Annotated in this window: 16 protein-coding genes; 7 read left to right on the forward strand and 9 right to left on the reverse strand. The window is 71.9% G+C overall.

Translation table 11 applies throughout. From position 1 onward, the window contains the following. Nucleotides 1–24 precede the first annotated feature (24 nt). The 5 genes from ACSU6L_RS21490 (at nucleotide 25) to ACSU6L_RS21510 (ending at nucleotide 6,242) form a co-directional block, all read left to right on the forward strand. A complete protein-coding gene (locus ACSU6L_RS21490; RefSeq protein WP_437059105.1) occupies nucleotides 25–1,641 on the forward strand; it encodes an MFS transporter in 1,617 nt (538 codons plus the stop codon). A gap of 148 nt (nucleotides 1,642–1,789) precedes the next feature. After that, nucleotides 1,790–2,551 (forward strand): DeoR/GlpR family DNA-binding transcription regulator, encoded by a 762-nt coding sequence (locus ACSU6L_RS21495; RefSeq protein ID WP_365512992.1) that lies wholly within the window; start codon nucleotides 1,790–1,792, stop codon nucleotides 2,549–2,551. After that, entirely contained in the window at nucleotides 2,548–3,495 is a 948-nt protein-coding gene (pfkB, locus tag ACSU6L_RS21500; RefSeq protein WP_437059108.1) for a 1-phosphofructokinase, read from the forward strand. Before ACSU6L_RS21495 ends, pfkB begins: the two co-directional genes overlap by 4 nt. Before the next feature lie 216 nt (nucleotides 3,496–3,711). After that, nucleotides 3,712–5,844, forward strand: coding sequence for a PTS fructose transporter subunit IIABC (locus ACSU6L_RS21505; protein WP_437059110.1), 2,133 nt, complete (start codon nucleotides 3,712–3,714; stop codon nucleotides 5,842–5,844). Between the two features lie 116 nt (nucleotides 5,845–5,960). After that, the gene (locus ACSU6L_RS21510) at nucleotides 5,961–6,242 is read left to right on the forward strand and encodes a hypothetical protein (RefSeq protein ID WP_437059112.1); all 282 of its coding nucleotides are present in this window, start codon (nucleotides 5,961–5,963) and stop codon (nucleotides 6,240–6,242) included. 10 nt (nucleotides 6,243–6,252) lie between these two features. On the opposite strand, the gene ACSU6L_RS21515 is transcribed toward ACSU6L_RS21510, so the two are convergent. From ACSU6L_RS21515 to ACSU6L_RS21525, 3 genes are all read right to left on the reverse strand, one after another. After that, complete coding sequence (locus ACSU6L_RS21515; RefSeq protein WP_437059114.1) at nucleotides 6,253–6,999, reverse strand: DUF6227 family protein; 747 nt, start codon at nucleotides 6,997–6,999, stop codon at nucleotides 6,253–6,255. A gap of 246 nt (nucleotides 7,000–7,245) precedes the next feature. Beyond that, a complete protein-coding gene (locus ACSU6L_RS21520) occupies nucleotides 7,246–8,268 on the reverse strand; it encodes a P1 family peptidase (RefSeq protein ID WP_437059116.1) in 1,023 nt (340 codons plus the stop codon). Between the two features lie 57 nt (nucleotides 8,269–8,325). Next, entirely contained in the window at nucleotides 8,326–9,567 is a 1,242-nt protein-coding gene (locus ACSU6L_RS21525) for a low temperature requirement protein A (RefSeq protein ID WP_437059118.1), read from the reverse strand. A 115-nt stretch (nucleotides 9,568–9,682) separates the two neighbouring features. Between ACSU6L_RS21525 and ACSU6L_RS21530 the strand changes: the two genes are divergently transcribed. Beyond that, complete coding sequence (locus tag ACSU6L_RS21530) at nucleotides 9,683–9,856, forward strand: hypothetical protein (RefSeq protein ID WP_437059119.1); 174 nt, start codon at nucleotides 9,683–9,685, stop codon at nucleotides 9,854–9,856. 22 nt (nucleotides 9,857–9,878) lie between these two features. Here ACSU6L_RS21530 and mscL read toward each other — a convergent pair whose 3' ends face one another. The 6 genes from mscL to ACSU6L_RS21560 all read right to left on the reverse strand — a co-directional run bounded on the left by mscL (nucleotide 9,879) and on the right by ACSU6L_RS21560 (nucleotide 15,816). Further along, a complete protein-coding gene (gene mscL / locus ACSU6L_RS21535; protein WP_437059121.1) occupies nucleotides 9,879–10,355 on the reverse strand; it encodes a large conductance mechanosensitive channel protein MscL in 477 nt (158 codons plus the stop codon). 138 nt (nucleotides 10,356–10,493) lie between these two features. After that, nucleotides 10,494–11,048, reverse strand: a complete 555-nt coding sequence (locus ACSU6L_RS21540; RefSeq protein ID WP_437059123.1) for a hypothetical protein — start codon at nucleotides 11,046–11,048, stop codon at nucleotides 10,494–10,496. Nucleotides 11,049–11,301: 253 nt separating this feature from the next. Continuing rightward, nucleotides 11,302–12,135 carry an S-methyl-5'-thioadenosine phosphorylase gene (locus ACSU6L_RS21545; protein ID WP_437059125.1) on the reverse strand — a complete coding sequence of 278 codons (834 nt, stop codon included), beginning with the start codon at nucleotides 12,133–12,135 and terminating at the stop codon, nucleotides 11,302–11,304. Nucleotides 12,136–12,235: 100 nt separating this feature from the next. Beyond that, on the reverse strand, nucleotides 12,236–12,538 hold the full coding sequence (locus ACSU6L_RS21550) for an FmdB family zinc ribbon protein (protein WP_437059127.1): 303 nt from the start codon (nucleotides 12,536–12,538) through the stop codon (nucleotides 12,236–12,238). Nucleotides 12,539–12,605: 67 nt separating this feature from the next. Next, nucleotides 12,606–13,898 (reverse strand): MFS transporter, encoded by a 1,293-nt coding sequence (locus tag ACSU6L_RS21555; RefSeq protein ID WP_437059129.1) that lies wholly within the window; start codon nucleotides 13,896–13,898, stop codon nucleotides 12,606–12,608. A gap of 361 nt (nucleotides 13,899–14,259) precedes the next feature. Next, a complete protein-coding gene (locus ACSU6L_RS21560) occupies nucleotides 14,260–15,816 on the reverse strand; it encodes a potassium/proton antiporter (RefSeq protein ID WP_437059131.1) in 1,557 nt (518 codons plus the stop codon). Nucleotides 15,817–16,024: 208 nt separating this feature from the next. On the opposite strand from ACSU6L_RS21560, the gene ACSU6L_RS21565 reads away from it, so the two are divergent. After that, a complete protein-coding gene (locus ACSU6L_RS21565; protein ID WP_437059133.1) occupies nucleotides 16,025–18,844 on the forward strand; it encodes a penicillin acylase family protein in 2,820 nt (939 codons plus the stop codon). Nucleotides 18,845–18,884: the final 40 nt, after the last annotated feature.

The following is an 18,884-nucleotide window of genomic DNA, read 5'->3' on the forward strand; positions in this document are numbered from 1 at the left end:
CTAATGCGGACCTAGTTTCGAGTCATGATCTCCACCGAGACCCGACCGACTCCGAATGACTCTTCGAGTGACGCCGTGCCCGACCGGCGGCGCTGGTTCGCGCTCGCCATCGTGATGACGGCGGCCTTCATGGACCTCGTCGACGTCACGATCGTCAACATCGCCCTCCCGTCCATGCGGCGGGCGGACGGCGCGACCCTCTCCCAGATCCAGTGGATCACCGCCGGTTACGCGCTCGCGTTCGCCGCCGGTCTGATCACCGGTGGCCGCCTCGGCGACATCCACGGCCGCAAGCGGGTGTTCCTCATCGGCATCGGCGGCTTCACCTTCGCCTCCGCCCTGTGCGGTTTCGCCGCGAACCCGGAGATGCTGGTCGCCGCCCGCGTACTTCAGGGCGGCATGGCCGCCCTGATGGTGCCTCAGGTGCTGTCGATCGTGCACGCCACCTTCCCGGCGCACGAACGCGGCAAGGTGTTCGGGCTGTTCGGCGCGGTCGTCGGGCTCGGCGCGGTGTCCGGGCCGCTGCTCGGCGCACTGCTGACGGAGTGGAACCTCTTCGGCCTCGAATGGCGCCCGATCTTCCTCATCAACCTCCCGGTCGGCCTCGCCGGCCTGATCCTGGGCAGCCGTTTCATCACCGAGTCCAAGGCCCCACGCGCCCTCAAGCTGGACCTGGTCGGCGTCGCGCTGGTGACGCTGGGCCTGCTGATGCTGGTCTACCCGCTGACCCGTGGCCGTGAGCTGGGCTGGCCGCTGTGGGGCTACGCGTCCATGGCCGGGGCCCTCGTGGTCTTCGCGGCGCTGGTGGCGTACGAGCGGCGCAAGGCCGTCCGCGACGGCTCGCCGCTGATCGAGCTGTCCCTGTTCAAGGTGAAGAGCTTCGCGGCCGGCATCGCCGTCCAGACCGTGTTCGGCATCGCGCTCGGTGTGTTCTTCCTGGTCTGGACGCTGTACATGCAGGTCGGCCTGGGCTGGGGTCCGCTGAAGGCGGGGCTGACCGGCATCCCGTTCTCCGTCGCCGTCTCCATGGCCGCCGGGCTGTCGGTGCAGAAGCTGGTGCCGCGGTTCGGCCGCAAGGTCCTCCAGGCGGGCGCCCTGACCATGGCGGCGGGCGTGCTGCTCTACCTCTGGGAGGCCGACCACTACGGCCTCGCCATCGCGCCCTGGCAGATGGCCCTGCCCCTGGTCGTCATGGGCGTCGGCATGGGCCTGATCGTCGCCCCGCTGACGGACGCGGTGCTGTCGGGGGTGCCGCGCGAGCACTCCGGTTCGGCGTCCGGGCTGATCAACACCGTGCAGCAGATGGGCAACGCGCTGGGACTCGGCCTGGTCTCGGTCGTCTTCTTCGGCGTGATCGACGAAGACCTCAGCCTGGCGGAGACGGGGCCGGCCTACGTGAACGCCTTCCAGCACGCGCTCGGGTGGGTGGCCGCGGTGCTGGGCGTGATCTTCCTGCTGATGAGCGCGCTGCCGAAGCGTCCGGCTCAGCATGTGGAGGGGGCGGAGGCCACAGAGGCCCCAGAGGCCGCGGAGTCCGCGGGGGCTGCGGAGACTCCGGAGTCCGCGGGGGCTGCGAGGGATCGCGTGGACGGCGACGGCGCTCCGGCGGGCAAGGCCGCCGAGCCGGAGCTCGTCTCCTGAAGCCCTCTGAAGTCCCCGCCGACCGGCCCCCGGCTGACGTCGCCCGATCATGCCCGTTTATGCCCGAACCCGTTTACTTTCCGGAAATCGCGGCGTAGCCTCCGAGTGAAACCCCACACGTTCGGGCATCAGTCGGAGGCGAACGGACATGTACGCACCGGAGCGGCAGCAGGAGATCCTCCGGCTCGCCCGTGACGGCGGCCGGGTGGACGTCGTGTCGCTGGCCGAGGAGTTCCAGGTCACGGCGGAGACCATCCGCCGCGACCTGAAGGCCCTCGACCGCGCCGGCCTGGTCCGCCGCGTGCACGGCGGGGCGATCCCCGTCGGACGCCTCGACTTCGAGCCGGACCTCGCCGAGCGCGAGTCCACGGCCGCCGACGAGAAGGACCGGATCGCCAAGGCCGCCCTCGCGGAACTGCCCGCCGAGGGCACGCTGATCCTCGACGCCGGTACGACGGTGGCGCGCCTGGCCGCCGCCGTCCCGCTGGAGACGGCCCTCACCGTCGTCACGCACAGCCTGCCCATCGCGGCCCGCCTCGCCGACCATCCCGGCATCCAGCTCCACCTCGTCGGGGGGCGCGTACGGCACCGCACGCGCGCCGCCGTCGACGCCTGGGCGCTGCGGGCCTACGGCGAGATCCGCGCCGACGTCCTTGTCGTCGCGGCCAACGGCTTCTCCGCCGAGCACGGCCTGACCACCCCCGACCTCGCCGAGGCCGCGGTGAAGCGGGCGGCGATGGCCGCGGCCCGCCGGGTCGTGCTGCTCGCCGACTCCTCCAAGCACGGCCAGGAGCACTTCGCCCGCTTCGGTGACCTGAGCGACGTGGACCTGCTGATCACCGACAGCGGGCTGAGCAACGAAGACGCCGCCGCCATCGAGCGCGGCGGCACGGAAGTAGTGCGCGCATGATCCTCACCGTCACCCCCAACCCGTCCCTCGACCGCAGCTACGAGGTGCACGCCCTGCGGCGCGGTGAGGTCATCCGTGCCGAGACCGAGCGCGTGGATCCCGGTGGCAAGGGCGTGAACGTCTCGCGCGCGGTCGCGGCCGCCGGACGGCGCACGGTCGCGGTGCTGCCCCTGGGCGGTGCGCCGGGCGCGCTCGTCGCGGATCTGCTCGACGCGCAGGGCATCGAGGTCGCGCCGGTGCCGGTCGCCGGCGCCACCCGCTCCAACATCGCGCTCGCCGAGTCGGACGGGGTGCTCACGAAGATCAACGCACCGGGTCCCGAACTGTCGCCGGCCGAGCAGGAACTGCTGCTGGAGACGGTGCGCGAGCAGTCCCGCGACGCGGACTGGATCGCCTGCTGCGGGAGCCTGCCCCGGGGCCTCGCGCCGTCGTGGTACGCCGATGTCGTCGCCAGGGCGCACGCCGGTGGCGCGCGCATCGCGCTGGACACTTCGGGAAGCGCGCTGCTGGAGGCGCTGCGCGCGCAGCCCGACGTGGTGAAGCCGAACGCCGAGGAACTGGCGGCAGCCGTCGGGCGCCCCCTGGCCACGGTGGGCGACGCGCTGAAGGCCGCCGAGGAGTTGCGCGAGCGGGGCGCACGTGCCGTGCTCGCGAGCCTGGGCGCCGACGGGCAGCTCCTCGTGGACGACGCGGGCACCTGGTTCGGCAGCGCCCACGTCGGCGCCGTACGCAGCAACGTCGGCGCCGGTGACTCCTCCCTCGCCGGCTTCCTCATCGCCGGCGGCAGCGGCCCCCACGCCCTGGCCTCCGCGATCGCCCACGGCGCGGCGGCCGTCCAGCTCCCCGGCAGCGTGATGCCGACGCCGTCCGACCTGAACCCGGCCGCGGTGTCGGTGACGGCGGACGTCCCGGTGGACCGTGTGCTGAAGGAGGCCGTGTCATGACGCGGCGTACGTCCTCGTTGTCCGGACCGGCTCACTCCCCACGAGCCGCACTGAGGCGGGCCCTCCCCACCTGTCCCAGTCGTCCGGGTCTCCGTCTCCCGACCCGGCCCACTCGTCTGGGTCTCCGTCTCCCCACCCCCGCAACCCCCCACCGCACCCCCGTCCCCATCCCCGCCCACCCACTCCCCGGGCGATACGCGAGCTAAGGAGCCCGCGATGAGCGACATGATCACCGCGGAACTGGTCGACCTCGACCTGTCCGCCGACACCAAGGAAGCGGCGGCCCGCGCCCTCGCCCAGCGCATGGTCGCCCTGGGCCGGGTGACCGACCTGGAGGGCTTCCTCTTCGACGTGGCAGCGCGTGAGGCGCAGATGCCGACCGGCCTCGACGGCGGCATCGGCATCCCGCACTGCCGCAGCCCGCACGTCACCGAGCCGACGCTCGCGTTCGGGCGCAGCGCCGACGGCATCGACTTCGGTGCCCCGGACGGCCCGGCCGACCTGATCTTCCTGATCGCCGCGCCCGCCGGTGCCGACGACGCCCATCTGACGATCCTGTCGTCGCTCGCCCGGCAGCTGATGAACTCCGAGTTCACCGACGCCCTGCGCGGGGTCGGCGACCCGTCGGCCGCGGCGGCGCTCATCCGCGGGGAGGAGCCCGAGGCGGCGGCCGAGGGCGGCACAGAAGACTCCGTGGCGGCGCCGGTGGCGGCCTCCGCCGACGCCGCCACGGACACCACCGAAGCGGGAGGCGCGGAGCGCGCGGAGGCCACGGAAGCGGCACAGGCCGCCGACGCCGCGGAAGGCGCCCCGCGCGTTGAGAGCGCGACCGGAGAGGGCGAGCGCCCCTTCCGTATCGTCGCCGTCACCTCCTGCCCCACCGGCATCGCCCACACCTACATGGCCGCCGAGTCCCTGGAGAACGCCGGCCGTGAGGCAGGCGTCGAAGTCGTCGTCGAGACCCAGGGTTCGGCCGGCTTCACCCGGCTCGACCCGGCCGTCGTCGCGGCGGCGGACGGCGTGATCTTCGCCCACGACGTCCCCGTCCGCGAGAAGGACCGCTTCGCCGGCAAGCCCACCGTCGACGTCGGAGTCAAGGCGGGCATCAACCGCCCCGCCGCACTCATCGCCGAGGTGCGCGAGAAGGCGGCGCGCGGCGAGGTGACGAGCGCCGCCAAGCCCGGCGGAACGCCGGTGGAGCGCGCCGGTGAGCCCGGCGAGGGCTACGGCACCAAGCTGCGCAAGTGGCTGATGTCCGGCGTCAGCTACATGGTCCCGTTCGTCGCGGCCGGCGGTCTGCTCATCGCTCTCGGCTTCGCGATCGGCGGCTACCAGATCAACGAGGCCCAGTCCGTCATCGAACACTTCGACTGGGGCCAGGCCGACAGCTGGGGCGCGCTGTTCTTCCAGATCGGCGCGACCGCCTTCGAGTTCCTCGTCCCGGTCCTCGCCGGCTACATCGCGTACGGCATGGCCGACCGGCCAGGTCTGGTGCCCGGCTTCGTCGGCGGCGCGATCTCCGTGGGCATCGGCGCGGGCTTCCTCGGCGGTCTGGTGGCCGGTCTGCTCGCCGGTGGCGTCGTCCTCGCCATCCAGCGCGTCAACATCCCTGCGGCGCTGCGCGGCATCATGCCGGTGGTGGTGATCCCGCTGGTGTCGTCGGCGGTCGTCGGCTTCCTGATGTTCGTGGTCATCGGCAAGCCGATCTCCAAGGCGCAGCAGGGCCTGACCGACTGGCTGAACGGCCTGTCCGGCGCCAACGCCGTCCTCCTCGGTGCCCTGCTCGGCCTGATGATGTGCTTCGACCTCGGCGGTCCCGTCAACAAGGTCGCGTACACCTTCGCGGCGGCCGGCATCTCCGTCGCCGCCCCCAGCGACTCCGCGATGAAGATCATGGCCGCCGTGATGGCCGCGGGCATGGTGCCGCCGCTGGGCATGGCGCTCGCCACCACCCTGCGCAAGAAGCTGTTCACCCCCGCCGAACGTGAGAACGGCAAGGCCGCCTGGGTCCTCGGCGCCTCCTTCATCTCCGAGGGCGCCATCCCGTTCGCGGCAGCCGACCCGCTGCGGGTCATCCCCGCCGCCATGGCGGGCGGCGCGGTCACCGGCTCCCTCGCCATGGCGTTCGGCTCAACGCTGCGCGCCCCGCACGGCGGCATCTGGGTCACCTTCCTGATCGGCAAGCCGTTCCTGTACCTGCTGGCCATCGCGGCCGGTACGGCGGTCACCGCCGGGCTGGTGATCCTGCTGAAGGGCCTGCGCAAGCGGGCACCCGAAGCCGGGACCGCCCCGGCGGCCGACGGCCCGGCCGCCGCGACGGCCACGACCAAGCAGCCGGTGGCCGCGTAGGAGCGGGAAGAGGGGATGTCCCTTTGCGGTGCCGGTGAGCGGTTCACGGCACCTGCGACATAGATCACGGTCCGGGGTCGATGTCCCGGACCGTGATCTCATGTCTACTGGGCCGTATGCCTGAGCACGTCTCGATCCTGCAGTTGGGGGGCGTCGCCTTCCTCGTCCTGGCGGCCGTCGCCTGGGTGGTCGGCCTGACCCGTCTGCTGCGGCAGGTACGCTCCCGGCCCGCCACGGGCACCGGCCCACGGGCCGCCGCCGCCCGCACCGGCACGCGCCTCCTCGCCGCGCTCCCCGAACAGCGTCGGAGCGCCCCCGAGCTGGAGTCGGTCGAACTGACCCCGGCGGAGCAGGACGCCTTCGCGGGACTGGTACGGCAGCTCGGCCACGGCCACTGAGCCGCCCCGCTCAGGACAGCTGCGCCGCCCGGCGCTCCATCGCCTCCCGCGCCGCGTCCTCGGACGTGTACACCTCGCACATGTGCCGCCCGTCGGGCGTGGCCGTGTGCTCGACCTCCCACAGGGAGACCTCCGCGCCGTCGCGCAGCAGGAACGCGTGCTCGTAGAGCGAGAAGCCCAGTCCGGCACGGCCCGCACGGCACGGACGCCCGAAGGCCTGCGTGATCTGGTGCGCGCACGCCGTGGCCAGCAGCGCCGCCGTCTCCGCCCCCGGCCGGTCCGGGTTCTCCGCGCGGCGCAGCAGCCGGCGCGCGTGGTCCGCGGAGTCGTCCGGCGCGTACGAGTGCCGCGGTCCCGTCACCGGGGGCAGCTGCACCAGCACCGGCAGTTCGAAGTCCGGGGCCTCCGGCGGCAGCGGCAGCCGCGTGGTCGCCGCGCGCAGCTCCTCCTCGTCGACGTACACCTCGTGCTGGACCGCGCGGCCCCGCGCGGTGTTGTGGACGAGCTCCCACAGTGTGAGCGCCGAGCCGTCGGCGAGCAGCCAGGTGTGCCGGTACGTCTCGCGGTGCAGGCCGGCGCTGTGGTGCGCGGAGTGCAGCGAACTGTCGTGTGCCAGCGCGCTGTCGAGGCGCCTGATCGTCTCGTCGGGCAGTTCGAACGAGTTCAGGGCGCGGCCGAGCAGTCGCGCGAGATGCTCCTCCGGAGACTCGGGCGACTCGGGTGGTTCGTACGCTGCGGTCTCGTACGGAACGCTCAAAACTTCTCCCGGCGTTGCTGCATGTCACCTAGTGGGTGCATACCGTAGCCCCTCGGCCGGACATCGTGTCCGGGAACCGAGAAAACGTACGCCGGGAAAACGGACGGGCCGCCCGGAAAGTTCCCACGTGATCCGACGACCAGTCAAAAACCCCTGGTCAGAGGACGCTTGGCAGTCCCCGTCGGCATTCGGACGCCACTTACCGGCCACTTCCCGGTACCCCTTCCCCTCACCCGTACAACTCCCTCACCCGTACAACTCCCGGTACGAAGGCCACGCACCGCCCGGACCGTCCACCGGCTGCGCGGCGCGTACGGCTCGCACGATCGCCCGCGTCACCAGGTCCGCGCCCGCGGCGAGCAGGTCGTTGAGCGCGAGCGGGCTCCCGGCGTCGAGTGGCCGCGCCCCCGTCGCCAGCGCGAACACCGTGTCGCCGTCGTTGAGCTGGTGCACCGGCCGGACAGCGCGCGCGATGCCGTCGTGCGCCGTGCCCGCCAGCTTCTGCGCCTGCGCCTTCGTCAGCTCCGCATCGGTGGCGACCACCGCGAGCGTGGTGTTCAGCGGAGGCGGCACGTTCCGGGCCTCCGCCTCGGCGATACGCCCCCGCGCGGCCTCGTGGACCCGTGCCTCGGGGTAGTCCACCCGCCCCTGGAACAACTCCCCGTACAACGCCCCCGTCCCGGGATCCAGCACGGACCCCACCGCGTTGGCCACCACCAGCGCCGCCACCGTGATCCCGGAGCCGAGCACGGTGCTCGCGGTGCCGACGCCGCCCTTCAGCGCCCCCACCACGGCTCCCGTCCCGGCGCCCACGCATCCCTCCGGCACCGGAGCGCCGAGCCCGCCGGCCGCGGCCGCCTCGACCGCCTCCCGACCCACGGCCGCGTCGGGCCTGGCCCGGAAGTCGCCACCGCGGCCCAGGTCGAAGACACACGCGGCGGGCACGACCGGTACGACGTGCGCGGGATCCGCCCCGACGCGGATCCCGCGCGCCCGTTCCTCCAGCCAGGCCATCACCCCGGACGCCGCGTCGAGTCCGTACGCGCTCCCGCCGGTCAGCACGATCGCCTCGACCTTCTGTACCAGGTTGCGCGGATCGAGCGCGTCGGTCTCCTTGGTGCCGGGGCCGCCGCCGCGTACGTCCACGGCGGCGACGGCTCCGCCCTCCGGGGCCAGGACGACGGTGGCGCCGGTGAGCCAGCCGTCACCGACGCGCGTCGCGTGTCCCACCCGCAGGCCTGCCACGTCCGTCAGAGCGTCCACAGTCATGGGGACAAGTCTCACGTGCTGCGGCCCGCGCGAGGGCCGGCTCTCCGCGCGGTGCGCTCAGACCGCCGACGTGTGTGCCCTCGCCCCGCGCCCCCGGGCGGCTCCGCGCGCCGTCAGCGTCTCCCCGGTCACCACCGCCAGCGCCGTCGCCACGCCCGCCGCGAGGACCGCCCAGTCGCCGAGGAAGCTGCAGCAGATGACCAGCAGGGCGGTCACCGGCAGCACCGTCTGCTGGGCGATGCCCACCTTGAAGTGGCGGGAGTGCAGCGCCCACACGGCGAGCAGGTAGAGGGCCGTCGGCAGCGTCACGGCGGCGGAGGCGGACAGGGTGGAGATGTGCGCCTCGCCGACCGCCTGCTCGACCGCGACCTCCAGCCCCGCGCCGATCGCGGCGGCGGCGGCGAAGATCACGTAGTGGCCGTAGCCCCAGAGGAACGCCTGTCTGTTGGAGTGCAGACGGCCTGCGATCGGCACCACGAAGTAGATCCACCACGCGGAGAACACGATCAGCAGGCCGCCCGCCGCGATCGGCAGCAGCTCACCCAGCGCGTCGTTCTCCTCCACACCGGACTGCACGGCCACCGTCGCGGCGGCGATGGTCTCGCCGAGCACGATGATCGTGAACAGCCCGTACCGCTCGGCGATGTGGTGCGGATGCCAGGTCGTCTCGAAGCCCCGCTCGGCGAGGACGGGCACGCACAGTTCCGCGATCACCATCACGAGGAACAGCCACGGCCGGGCGGGCTCCGGCAGGAGCACCAGCCCCAGCCAGCCGACCTGGCAGATCAGCACGCCGACCGCGTACCGCACCGCCGTCGTCCGTTCCGCGCCGGTCGCGGATCTCGCGGCCCGCAGCCACTGCGCGACCATCGCCAGCCGCATGATCAGATACCCGAGCCAGATGGTGACGAAGTCGTGCTCGTCGAAGGCCCGTGCCACCCCGGCCGCCAGGACCAGGACACCGGCGATCTGGACCAGGGTGACCACGCGGTACAGGGCGTCGTCGTTGTCGTAGGCCGAGGCGAACCAGGTGAAGTTCATCCAGGCCCACCAGATGGCGAAGAACACCATCGCGTAGTTCAGGATGCCCTCGCCCGCGTGGTGCTCGGCGACGGCGTGCACCAGTTGCAGGCCGGCCTGGGCGACCGCCACGACGAAACACAGGTCGAAGAACAGCTCCAGCGGAGAGGCGACGCGGTGCGCCTCGTCCCGGCCCCGCGCGGTGAGCCGACGCAACGGCGGCCGTCCGGGGGTGTGTCCGCCCGCGTGAGCGGGCCGCGGAGTCGAACTGGAGGTCATAAGCCCCAGCAGAGCAGAAACCGGACGAAAAATCTTGTGATTGAGTTCACAAGGCGGGGGGAGTGCACTCGAAGGGACCGCGGGCCGGTTTCCCCGCAGGCCGTACCCTGGGGGCATGAGCACCGCCTCCCCCGAGCCGCGCGACCCGAAGGCCGCGCTGATCTTCGACGACCCGCTGGACGAGCAGTCCTCCGACGACACGGACCGGGGCTGGGGCGACCGGCCGGGCGGCGACAGCGCCGACGACCTGAAGCGGTTCCTCGACGAGAAGCCGCCCCACCACCTGTGAACCCGTCGAGCCGCGACCGCGGCTACGACTCGGTGCGGCCCGAACCCCGCTGCGCGACCAGCGCGTCGCGGATCTCCTTCAGCACCTCCAGCTCGGTCACCTCCACGAGCTCCTTCGTGCCCTCCCGCGCCTTCCTGCGGGCGTCCTGCCGCGCCAGGTACTTGGCCATCGGCAGGACCATCAGGAAGTAGACGACCGCAGCGGTGATCACGAAGCTGAGGGTCGCGCCGAGGACCGAACCCCACAGGATCATGACCCCGCTCGAGACGGAGCCGTCCGCCGCCAGCTCGCACGGGCCCTTGAGGCACGAGCTGTAGCTGTCGAGATTCTTGGTCCCGATCGCGCCGACCAGCGGGTTGATGACCCCCTTCACCACCGAGTTCACGATGTTCGTGAAGGCGGCGCCGATGACCACCGCAACCGCCAGATCGACAACGTTCCCGCGCATCAGGAAGGCCTTGAAGCCCTGCCAGACGCTCGGTTCCTTCTTCTCGCTCACCTCGGGGCCTCTCCTCGCACGCACAGGGTGTGGAACAAAACGCTCCGCAACCTACGTCACGGCGCCGCCGCCCTGTCCAATTCGGGGGCTCGAACGAGCGACCTGACGGCGGATCGCCCGGAACGCGAGAGATCGTGTTCAGCACAGCGTCACCGCCAGCCGTGCCGTGGCGCTCGCGCCGACGAGACGAGCGGCGGTGGCGCGCGGAACCGACAGCACGACCAGCGCGCCGCTGTCGACCGCGTCGCCGAGCGGCTCGGGCACCCTCGTCACCCGCGCCCCGCGCGCGACGACGCGGGCCTCGCCCCCGGCCGCCGTCTCCTCCGCGGCGATGACGTCGACCCGGTCGCCCGGCCGCAGCAGCCGTACCGTGGCGGCGTCGGCGATCCGCACCGGCGCGGTCACCCGCGGCGCGACGGGCCGTTCCGGAGTCCGGTCGGCCACCGGGTGCCCGCGGGCCCGGTCGCCGCGAGGGGCGTCCACCGGGGCGCGCGGGCCGGCCGCCACGAGGGCCGCGGCGGTGAGCGCCAGCCCGGCGGCCAGCGCCCGCTGCCGGTGCCGTACGAGTCGGCGCAGCCCGTACCGTCCGCCGCGCACCCGGACCGGAGGGAAGTGCGGCACCTGGCACGTGGCGGGCACGTCGGTGCCCGGCGGGCGGGGGGACGGCGGAGCGGACGACGGAGCGAAGGACATGAGGACCACCACCTGCGACGAGCGATCGGTTCGAGCCCACGATGAGGCCTCGCGCCGACGCCCGCCGGGGCCGGTGCACTACTGGCGGGTTGTGGACAACCGCCTCACCCGAACGACGAGTTCCGCCGCCCACGGGCCGACGCCACGTCCTGGCCGCCCTGGCTCCGTCCTGGCCCGACCACGGCGGGTCGCCCCGGCCACGTCCACGGTCCGGCCACGGCGGGCCGCCTCGACCACGCCAGGCCGCGATCGGCTACGGCAGCTCGAACCCCGGATCCATCCCGCCCAGCGCCCGCGTGCACAGGCAGTCGCGCTCCCCGGCCGCCGGCAGCGCGGCCACCGCGTCGAACAGCACGCCCCGCAGCCGGTCCACGTTCGCCGCGAAGACCCGCAGCACCTCGTCGTGCGAGACGCCCTCACCGGTCTCGGCCCCCGCGTCCAGGTCGGTGACCAGGGTGAGGGACGTGTAGCAGAGCTCGAGTTCGCGGGCGAGGGCCGCCTCCGGGTGGCCGGTCATGCCGACCACCGACCAGCCCTGCGCCTGGTGCCACAGCGATTCGGAGCGCGTCGAGAAGCGCGGCCCCTCGACGACGACCAGCGTGCCGCCGTCCACCGGTTCCCAGTCCCGGCCGCGCGCCGCCTTCAGCGAGGCCGCCCGGCCGACCGGGCAGTAGGGGTCGGCCAGGGACACGTGCACCACGTTCGGCACGGTGCCGTCGGGCAGCGGCAGGCCGTCGAAGAACGTCGTGACGCGGGACTTCGTACGGTCGACCAGCTGGTCGGGGACGAGCAGGGTGCCCGGTCCGTACTCGGGCCGCAGGCCGCCCACGGCGCACGGGCCGAGGACCTGGCGCACGCCCACCGACCGCAGCGCCCAGAGGTTGGCCCGGTAGTTGATGCGGTGCGGCGGCAGATGGTGGCCACGGCCGTGGCGAGGCAGGAAGGCGACCCGCCGCCCGGCGATCTCGCCGAGGAAGAGGGAGTCGCTGGGCTGCCCGTAGGGCGTGTCCACCTGCACCTCGGTCACGTTCTCGAGGAACGAGTAGAAGCCGGACCCGCCGATGACACCGATCTCTGCGTTCGCCATGACCAGCACAGTAGTCGCCGTCATCCGCGGACGGGGAGCCGCCCGGGGAACGCGAGAAGACCCCGCGGCCGGGTGACGGCGGGGTCTTCTCGGAAGCGTGTTACGCGGCGGTTCCGGCGGAGGTGCTGGAACCGGAGGCCTTGGAGTCCGAGCTCTTGGACTCCGAGGACGAGGACGTCGACGAGGACGACGACTTCGACGACGCCGGCGAGCTGCTCGACGAGGAGCCGCGGCTGTCGTTCCGGTAGAAGCCGGAGCCCTTGAAGACGATGCCGACCGCGGAGAACACCTTCTTGAGGCGGCCACCGCAGTTGGGGCACTCGGTCAGGGCGTCGTCGGTGAACTTCTGCACCGCCTCGAGGCCCTCGCCGCACTCGGTGCACTGGTACTGGTAGGTCGGCACTGTCTTCCTCCTGGCACTCTCACTCGATGAGTGCTAACGACGCTCCATAGTGACGTATTCCAGCCGATCAGTCCACCGTGACCGGCGAGCGGTGACCGACGCCACGCGCGACGGTGCGGCTGTGGGGCCGCGCCACCAGCCGTGAACGCAGCGCGACCACGGTGGCCAGCGCCAGCACGGTGCCGCCCAGCGGCACCAGGAATCCGGCGCCGTCCTGGAAGCGGTCCTCCAGCTGTCCGGCGACCGTGACGGCGGCCGCCTGCCCGAGTGCGACCGCGCCGGTCAGCCAGGTGAAGGCCTCGGTGCGGGCCCCGGCCGGGACCAGGCCCTCGACCAGGGTGTAGCCGGTGATCAGGGCGGGCGCGATGCACATGCCGACCAGCAGGCCGAGGCCTGCCAGGACGAGCACCGAGTGCGCGGCCCACAGGCCGGCGGCGGCCACCGCGAGCGCGGTGTAGCCGACGACCAGACGGTGCTGCGGGGCGGCCTTCCAGGCGATGGCGCCGCAGGCGATGCCCGAGAGCATGTTGCCCGCGGCGAAGGTCCCGTACAGGACGCCGTTCAGCCCGGGCTCGCCGATCGACTCCGTGAACGCGGCCAAGGAGACCTGCATGCCGCCGAAGACGGAGCCGATGCCCAGGAAGGCCACGATCAGCACCCGCACCCCGGGGACCCGCAGCGCCGACGCGTGCTGCACGCGCGCGTGCCCGTCGGCGGCGACCGCCGGCTGCGTGGTCTTCTGGGCGGCGAACAGCAGACCGCCGATCAGGGTCAGCGCGGCCTCCGTGACCAGGCCCGCCGCCGGGTCGACCGCGGTGCACAGGGCGGTCGCGAGCAGGGGACCGACGACGAAGGTCAGCTCGTCCGTGACCGACTCGAAGGCGGCCGCCGTGGTCATCAGGGGCGAGCCCTGGAGCGTCACGCCCCAGCGGGCCCGCACCATGGGGCCGACCTGCGGCACCGAGGCGCCGGTGGGCACCGCGGCCAGGAACAGCGCCCACAGCGGGGCGTGTGCCAGCGCGAGCGCCGTCAGGGTGAGGCCGGAGACCGCGTGCACCAGCACACCGGGGACCAGTACGGCGCGCTGCCCGAAACGGTCCGCGAGGCGTCCGCTGTAGGGCGCGAACAGTGCCATGGAGACACCGGTGACGGCCGCGGCGGCGCCCGCCGCCCCGTACGAGCCGGTGGTGTGCTGCACGAGCAGCACGATGGAGATCGTGAGCATGGCGAACGGCTGGCGTGCCGCGAAGCCGGGGAGCAGGAACGTCCAGGCGCCGCGTGTGCGCAGCAGTTGCCCGTATCCCGGACGGGCGGACGCCGTCGTGTCCTTGGACGGCTCGGTGGTGACCGTGGACGCCACGGCCCGTGCCTTTCTGCCGCCTGGTAGCGCGGCCCCTTCGTGGGGGGCGCGGCGCCGAGAGCTGTCCTCTTGCGCGGAACTGCGGTAGATACCGGCGCTCACTGTGAGGAGCCCTGCCGGCCGCCATACGGTCGCGCCAGCTCTGCGTCAGGCAGAGTTGGTTCGATCAAGTCTGGTTCGCCTTTATGGTACAGGCATCTACGCGCGTTGCACCTGTGAAAAGGGGCACCATCAGGGTCGCCACCTGTGAAATGCGGCGGGACGTGACAGCGCTCGGCGCACCCCTACGTCCCGTTGCGGTTGATTGCGTCCGTTGCCGTCCGTTGCACCCGTTGCAGCCCATCGCACTCGGCATGGTCCCTTACGTCCCGTTGCCGTCCGTCCCCAGCCAGCCGGCCAGCTTGCCGCCCCGGCCCACCGCGCGCAGGCGCCGCTCCGCGGCGTCCCGGACCGGATCGGTGGCGATCACCAGCAGCTCGTCACCGCGCCGCAGCACGGTCGTCGGGAGCGGTACGAACGACTTCCCCTCCCGCACGACGAGGGTGACGGCGGCCCCGGCGGGCAGCCGCAGCTCGGCGACCTCGACGCCGTTCATCCTCGACCCCTTGGGGATCGCGACGGACAGCAGATGCCCGCGCAGCCGCTCCAGGGGCGCCGACTCGATGCCGAGGTCGGCGGCCTCGGAGCCGTCGCCGAGGCGCAGCTTGCGCGCGAGCCAGGGCAGCGTCGGCCCCTGGACGAGGGTGTAGACGACGACCAGCACGAAGACGATGTTGAAGATGCGGCGGCTGCCCTCGACGCCGTTCACCATGGGGATGGTCGCCAGGATGATGGGCACGGCGCCGCGCAGCCCGGCCCAGGACATCAGGGTCTGCTCCGCCCGGGGCACCCGGAACGGTGTCAGGCAGACCGCGACGCTCAGCGGGCGCGCCACCATGGTCAGCGCCAGGCCGATGAGCAGCGCGGGCACGATGTCGTCGCCCAGCTCGGACGGCGTGACCAGCAGGCCGAGCAGCACGAACATGCCGATCTGGGCGAGCCAGCCGAGGCCGTCGGCGAACCCGCGCGTGGCGGGCCAGTGCGGCAGTCGCGCGTTGCCCATCACCATCGAGGCGAGGTAGACGGCGAGGAAGCCGCTGCCGTGGGCGAGCGCGCCCGCCGCGTACGCCGCGACGGCGATCGCCATGACGGCGATCGGGTACAGGCCGGAGGCGGGCAGCGCCACGTGCCGCAGGCCCCAGGCGCCCAGCCAGCCCACCGCGAGCCCGATGGCCGCGCCGATGGCCAGCTCTCCGGCTATCTGCGTGATCAGGACGGACCAGTGCTCGACCTGGCCGGCCGTGGAGAACGCGACGACCAGGATGACGACCGGGGCGTCGTTGAAGCCGGACTCGGCCTCCAAAGTGCCCGTCACGCGCGCGGGCAGGGGGATTTTCCGCAGGACGGAGAAGACGGCCGCCGCGTCGGTCGAGGAGACGACCGCCCCGATGATGAGTGCCTGGCGCCATTCCAGGCCGGTCAGCAGATGGGCCGCCGCCGCGGTGACCCCCACGCTCACCGCGACCCCGACCAGCGCCAGCGCGGAGGCGGCCGGCAGGGCCGGCTTGATCTCCTTCCACTTCGTGCCGAGACCGCCTTCGGCCAGGATCACGACGAGGGCCGCGTATCCGATGACCTGGGTCAGTTCGGCGTTGTCGAAGTGGATGTCGCCGATCCCGTCCTGGCCCATGAGGACGCCGATGCCCAGGTACACGAGCAGGCTTGGGAGCCCGCTGCGCGAGGAGATCCGGACCGCTGCGACGGCGATGAGCAGGACGAGCGAGCAGACGAGCAGGAGCTGGTTGAGGTGGTGGACAGTCAGCGGCCGTTCCCTTCCCTGGTCCACGCGCTCCACGCGCGCGTGCACGCTCTTGTACATATCCGACACGGAGTCGAGCCCACTCCGCACCAACTACTTCGTTACCTTACCTAACTCTTGACGATTTCTTGACGTTCGCCCAGGCAAGATCGAACGTCCGTGCGCGCTGGTTCCCGACTCCGCGTCAAGGCGGAGGGGGCCCTGCGCCTATGGTTGCTCCAGCACTCCAGGACCGCCTGCCGCTCGCGTTAGGACAGCAAGGACAGCGATGCCCCCCAACACCACCGCCTCAACGGGTCAGAAGCCCGGCAAGTCCGGCAGGAAAAAGGGGCGCAAAGCCCGTCTGATCGTGCTCGTGCTGGTGCTGGCCATCATCGGCGGCGTCGCCTACGGGTCGTACTGGACCGTCAGCACCGTCCGTGCCTCGTTCCCGCAGACAAAGGGTTCACTCACGCTCGACGGCCTGTCCGGGCCCGTCGACGTGAAGCGGGACGGCTACGGAATCCCGCAGATCTACGCCTCCTCCGACGAGGACCTGTTCATGGCGCAGGGCTACGTCCAGGCGCAGGACCGGTTCTACGAGATGGACGTACGCCGGCACATGACCGCCGGGCGCCTGTCCGAGATGTTCGGCAAGAGCCAGGTCGACAACGACGAGTTCCTGCGCACCCTGGGCTGGGAGCGGATCGCGAAGGAGGAGTACGACACCAAGCTGTCGGACTCCACCAAGAAGTACCTCCAGGCCTACGCCAAGGGGGTCAACGCCTACCTCAAGGGCAAGGAAGGCAAGGAGATCTCGCTGGAGTACGCCGCCCTCGGCTTCAGCAACGACTACAAGCCGCAGGAGTGGACCCCGGTCGACTCGGTCTCCTGGCTGAAGGCGATGGCCTGGGACCTGCGCGGCAACATGCAGGACGAGATCGACCGCGCCCTGATGACCAGCCGTCTCGGCCCGAAGCAGATCGCCGACCTGTACCCGCAGTACCCGTACAGCCGCAACCGGGCGATCGTCCAGGAGGGCCAGTACGACGAGCTGACCCAGACGTTCGAGCAGGGCCCCGGCGCGGGCACGTCCACCGACGGCACCGGCACCGGCACCTCCACCGGAGGCACCGCGGGCACCGGCACGGGCACCGGAACCGGTACCGGTGCCGGCACCGCCGCGGGCACCGACCCGAACGCGGCCTCGGGCGCGCTCCAGACCCAGCTGTCCGGCCTCTACGAGGTCCTGGACGACCTCCCCGCGGCCGTCGGCGTGAACGGCAACGGCATCGGCTCCAACTCCTGGGTCGTCGGCGGCGCGCACACGATCACCGGTCAGCCGCTGCTGGCCAACGACCCGCACCTGTCGCCGTCGCTGCCGTCCGTCTGGTACCAGATGGGCCTGCACTGCCGGACCGTCTCCCGGACCTGCCAGTTCGACGTCTCCGGCTACACCTTCGCGGGCATGCCGGGCGTCATAATCGGCCACAACCAGGACATCGCCTGGGGCCTGACCAACTCCGGCGTCGACGTCACCGACCTCTACCTGGAGAAGCTCACCGGCGACGGTTACCTGTACGACGGCAAGGTGGTCCCCTTCGAGAGCCGCGTGGAGACCATCAAGGTCGCCGGCGGCAAGTCCAAGGACATCATCGTCCGGGAGACCAACAACGGACCGCTGCTGTCCGACCGCGACGACGAACTCGTGAAGGCCGGCAAGAAGGCCACCGTCGACACAGCCGCCCCCGACCGGGGCGACGGCTACGGCATCGCGCTGCGCTGGACCGCGCTCGACGCGGGCCGGACCATGGACGCCGTCTTCGAGATGGACAAGGCGGCCGACTGGAACGACTTCCGCGCGGCGGCCGCCCTGTTCGAGGTGCCCTCGCAGAACCTCGTCTACGCCGACACCGAGAACCACATCGGCTACACCCTGCCCGGCCGGATCCCCACCCGCGCGAAGGGCCACGACGGTTCCATCCCCGCGCCCGGCTGGGACGCGAAGTACCGCTGGACCGGCTACATCGACCAGGACGAGCTGCCGTACGAGTACGACCCGAAGCGCGGCTACATCGTCACCGCCAACCAGGCCGTGGTCGGCAAGGACTACCCCTACACGCTCACCACGGACTGGGGCTACGGCACCCGCAGCCAGCGGATCACCGACCTGATCGAGTCGAAGATCAAGGGCGACGGCAAGGTGTCCACCGAGGACATGCGCCAGATGCAGATGGACAACAGCAGCGAGATCGCCAAGCTGCTGGTGCCGACGCTGCTGAAGATCGACGTGGGCGACAAGGACGTCCGCGAGGCGCAGAAGCTGCTGGAGGGCTGGGACTACACCCAGGACGCCGACTCCGCGGCCGCCGCCTACTTCAACGCCGTCTGGCGCAATGTCCTGAAGCTCTCCTTCGGCAACAAGCTGCCCAAGGAACTGCGCGTCAAGGGCCAGTGCCTGTGGGTCGAGCCGGTCGACACCACCGGACCCGTCGACGACGACCGCCGGGTGCGCGAGTGCGGCCAGCGCGACGCCGACCAGGCCCAGCCGGACGGCGGCGACCGCTGGTTCGAGGTGGTCCGCACCCTGATGGACGACCAGGACAGCGACTGGTGGAAGGCGCCCGAGGCGGGCACGCGCCCCGACGCGGACAACCGCGACGAGCTGTTCAAGCGCGCCATGATCGACGCCCGCTGGGAGCTGACCGCGAAGCTCGGCAAGGACATCGACACCTGGAGCTGGGGCCGGCTGCACCGCCTGTTCCTGAAGAACCAGACCCTCGGCACCGAGGGCCCCGGTTTCCTCCAGTACGCCCTCAACCGCGGTCCCTGGAAGCTCAGCGGCGGCGAGGCCACGGTCAACGCCACCGGCTGGAACGCCGCCGGCGGCTACGGCGTCGTCTGGGTGCCGTCGATGCGGATGGTGGTCAACCTCGGCGACCTCGACAAGTCGCGGTGGATCAACCTCAGCGGCGCCTCCGGGCACGCCTACAGCGCCCACTACACCGACCAGACGAGCAAGTGGGTCAAGGGCGAGCTGCTGCCGTGGTCCTTCTCCGAGAAGGCGGTCGACAAGAGCACGAGTGACACCCTCGTCCTGAAGCCGTGAGCCGCTGACGGCACACTCGTGAAAGGGGTCCTCCACGCGC

This window comes from Streptomyces sp. enrichment culture, from assembly GCF_964272855.1.
Classification (GTDB): Bacteria; Actinomycetota; Actinomycetes; order Streptomycetales; family Streptomycetaceae; genus Streptomyces.

Excerpts from the sequence above, each read along its gene's own strand:
- ACSU6L_RS21490 (WP_437059105.1), top strand. The coding sequence starts at position 25 with ATGATCTCCACCGAGACCCGACCGACTCCGAATGACTCTTCGAGTGAC.
- ACSU6L_RS21495 (WP_365512992.1), top strand. The coding sequence starts at position 1,790 with ATGTACGCACCGGAGCGGCAGCAGGAGATCCTCCGGCTCGCCCGTGAC.
- pfkB (WP_437059108.1), top strand. The coding sequence starts at position 2,548 with ATGATCCTCACCGTCACCCCCAACCCGTCCCTCGACCGCAGCTACGAG.
- ACSU6L_RS21505 (WP_437059110.1), top strand. The coding sequence starts at position 3,712 with ATGAGCGACATGATCACCGCGGAACTGGTCGACCTCGACCTGTCCGCC.
- ACSU6L_RS21510 (WP_437059112.1), top strand. The coding sequence starts at position 5,961 with ATGCCTGAGCACGTCTCGATCCTGCAGTTGGGGGGCGTCGCCTTCCTC.
- ACSU6L_RS21520 (WP_437059116.1), bottom strand. The coding sequence starts at position 8,268 with ATGACTGTGGACGCTCTGACGGACGTGGCAGGCCTGCGGGTGGGACAC.
- ACSU6L_RS21525 (WP_437059118.1), bottom strand. The coding sequence starts at position 9,567 with ATGACCTCCAGTTCGACTCCGCGGCCCGCTCACGCGGGCGGACACACC.
- ACSU6L_RS21530 (WP_437059119.1), top strand. The coding sequence starts at position 9,683 with ATGAGCACCGCCTCCCCCGAGCCGCGCGACCCGAAGGCCGCGCTGATC.
- ACSU6L_RS21540 (WP_437059123.1), bottom strand. The coding sequence starts at position 11,048 with ATGTCCTTCGCTCCGTCGTCCGCTCCGCCGTCCCCCCGCCCGCCGGGC.
- ACSU6L_RS21545 (WP_437059125.1), bottom strand. The coding sequence starts at position 12,135 with ATGGCGAACGCAGAGATCGGTGTCATCGGCGGGTCCGGCTTCTACTCG.
- ACSU6L_RS21560 (WP_437059131.1), bottom strand. The coding sequence starts at position 15,816 with ATGTACAAGAGCGTGCACGCGCGCGTGGAGCGCGTGGACCAGGGAAGG.
- ACSU6L_RS21565 (WP_437059133.1), top strand. The coding sequence starts at position 16,025 with ATGCCCCCCAACACCACCGCCTCAACGGGTCAGAAGCCCGGCAAGTCC.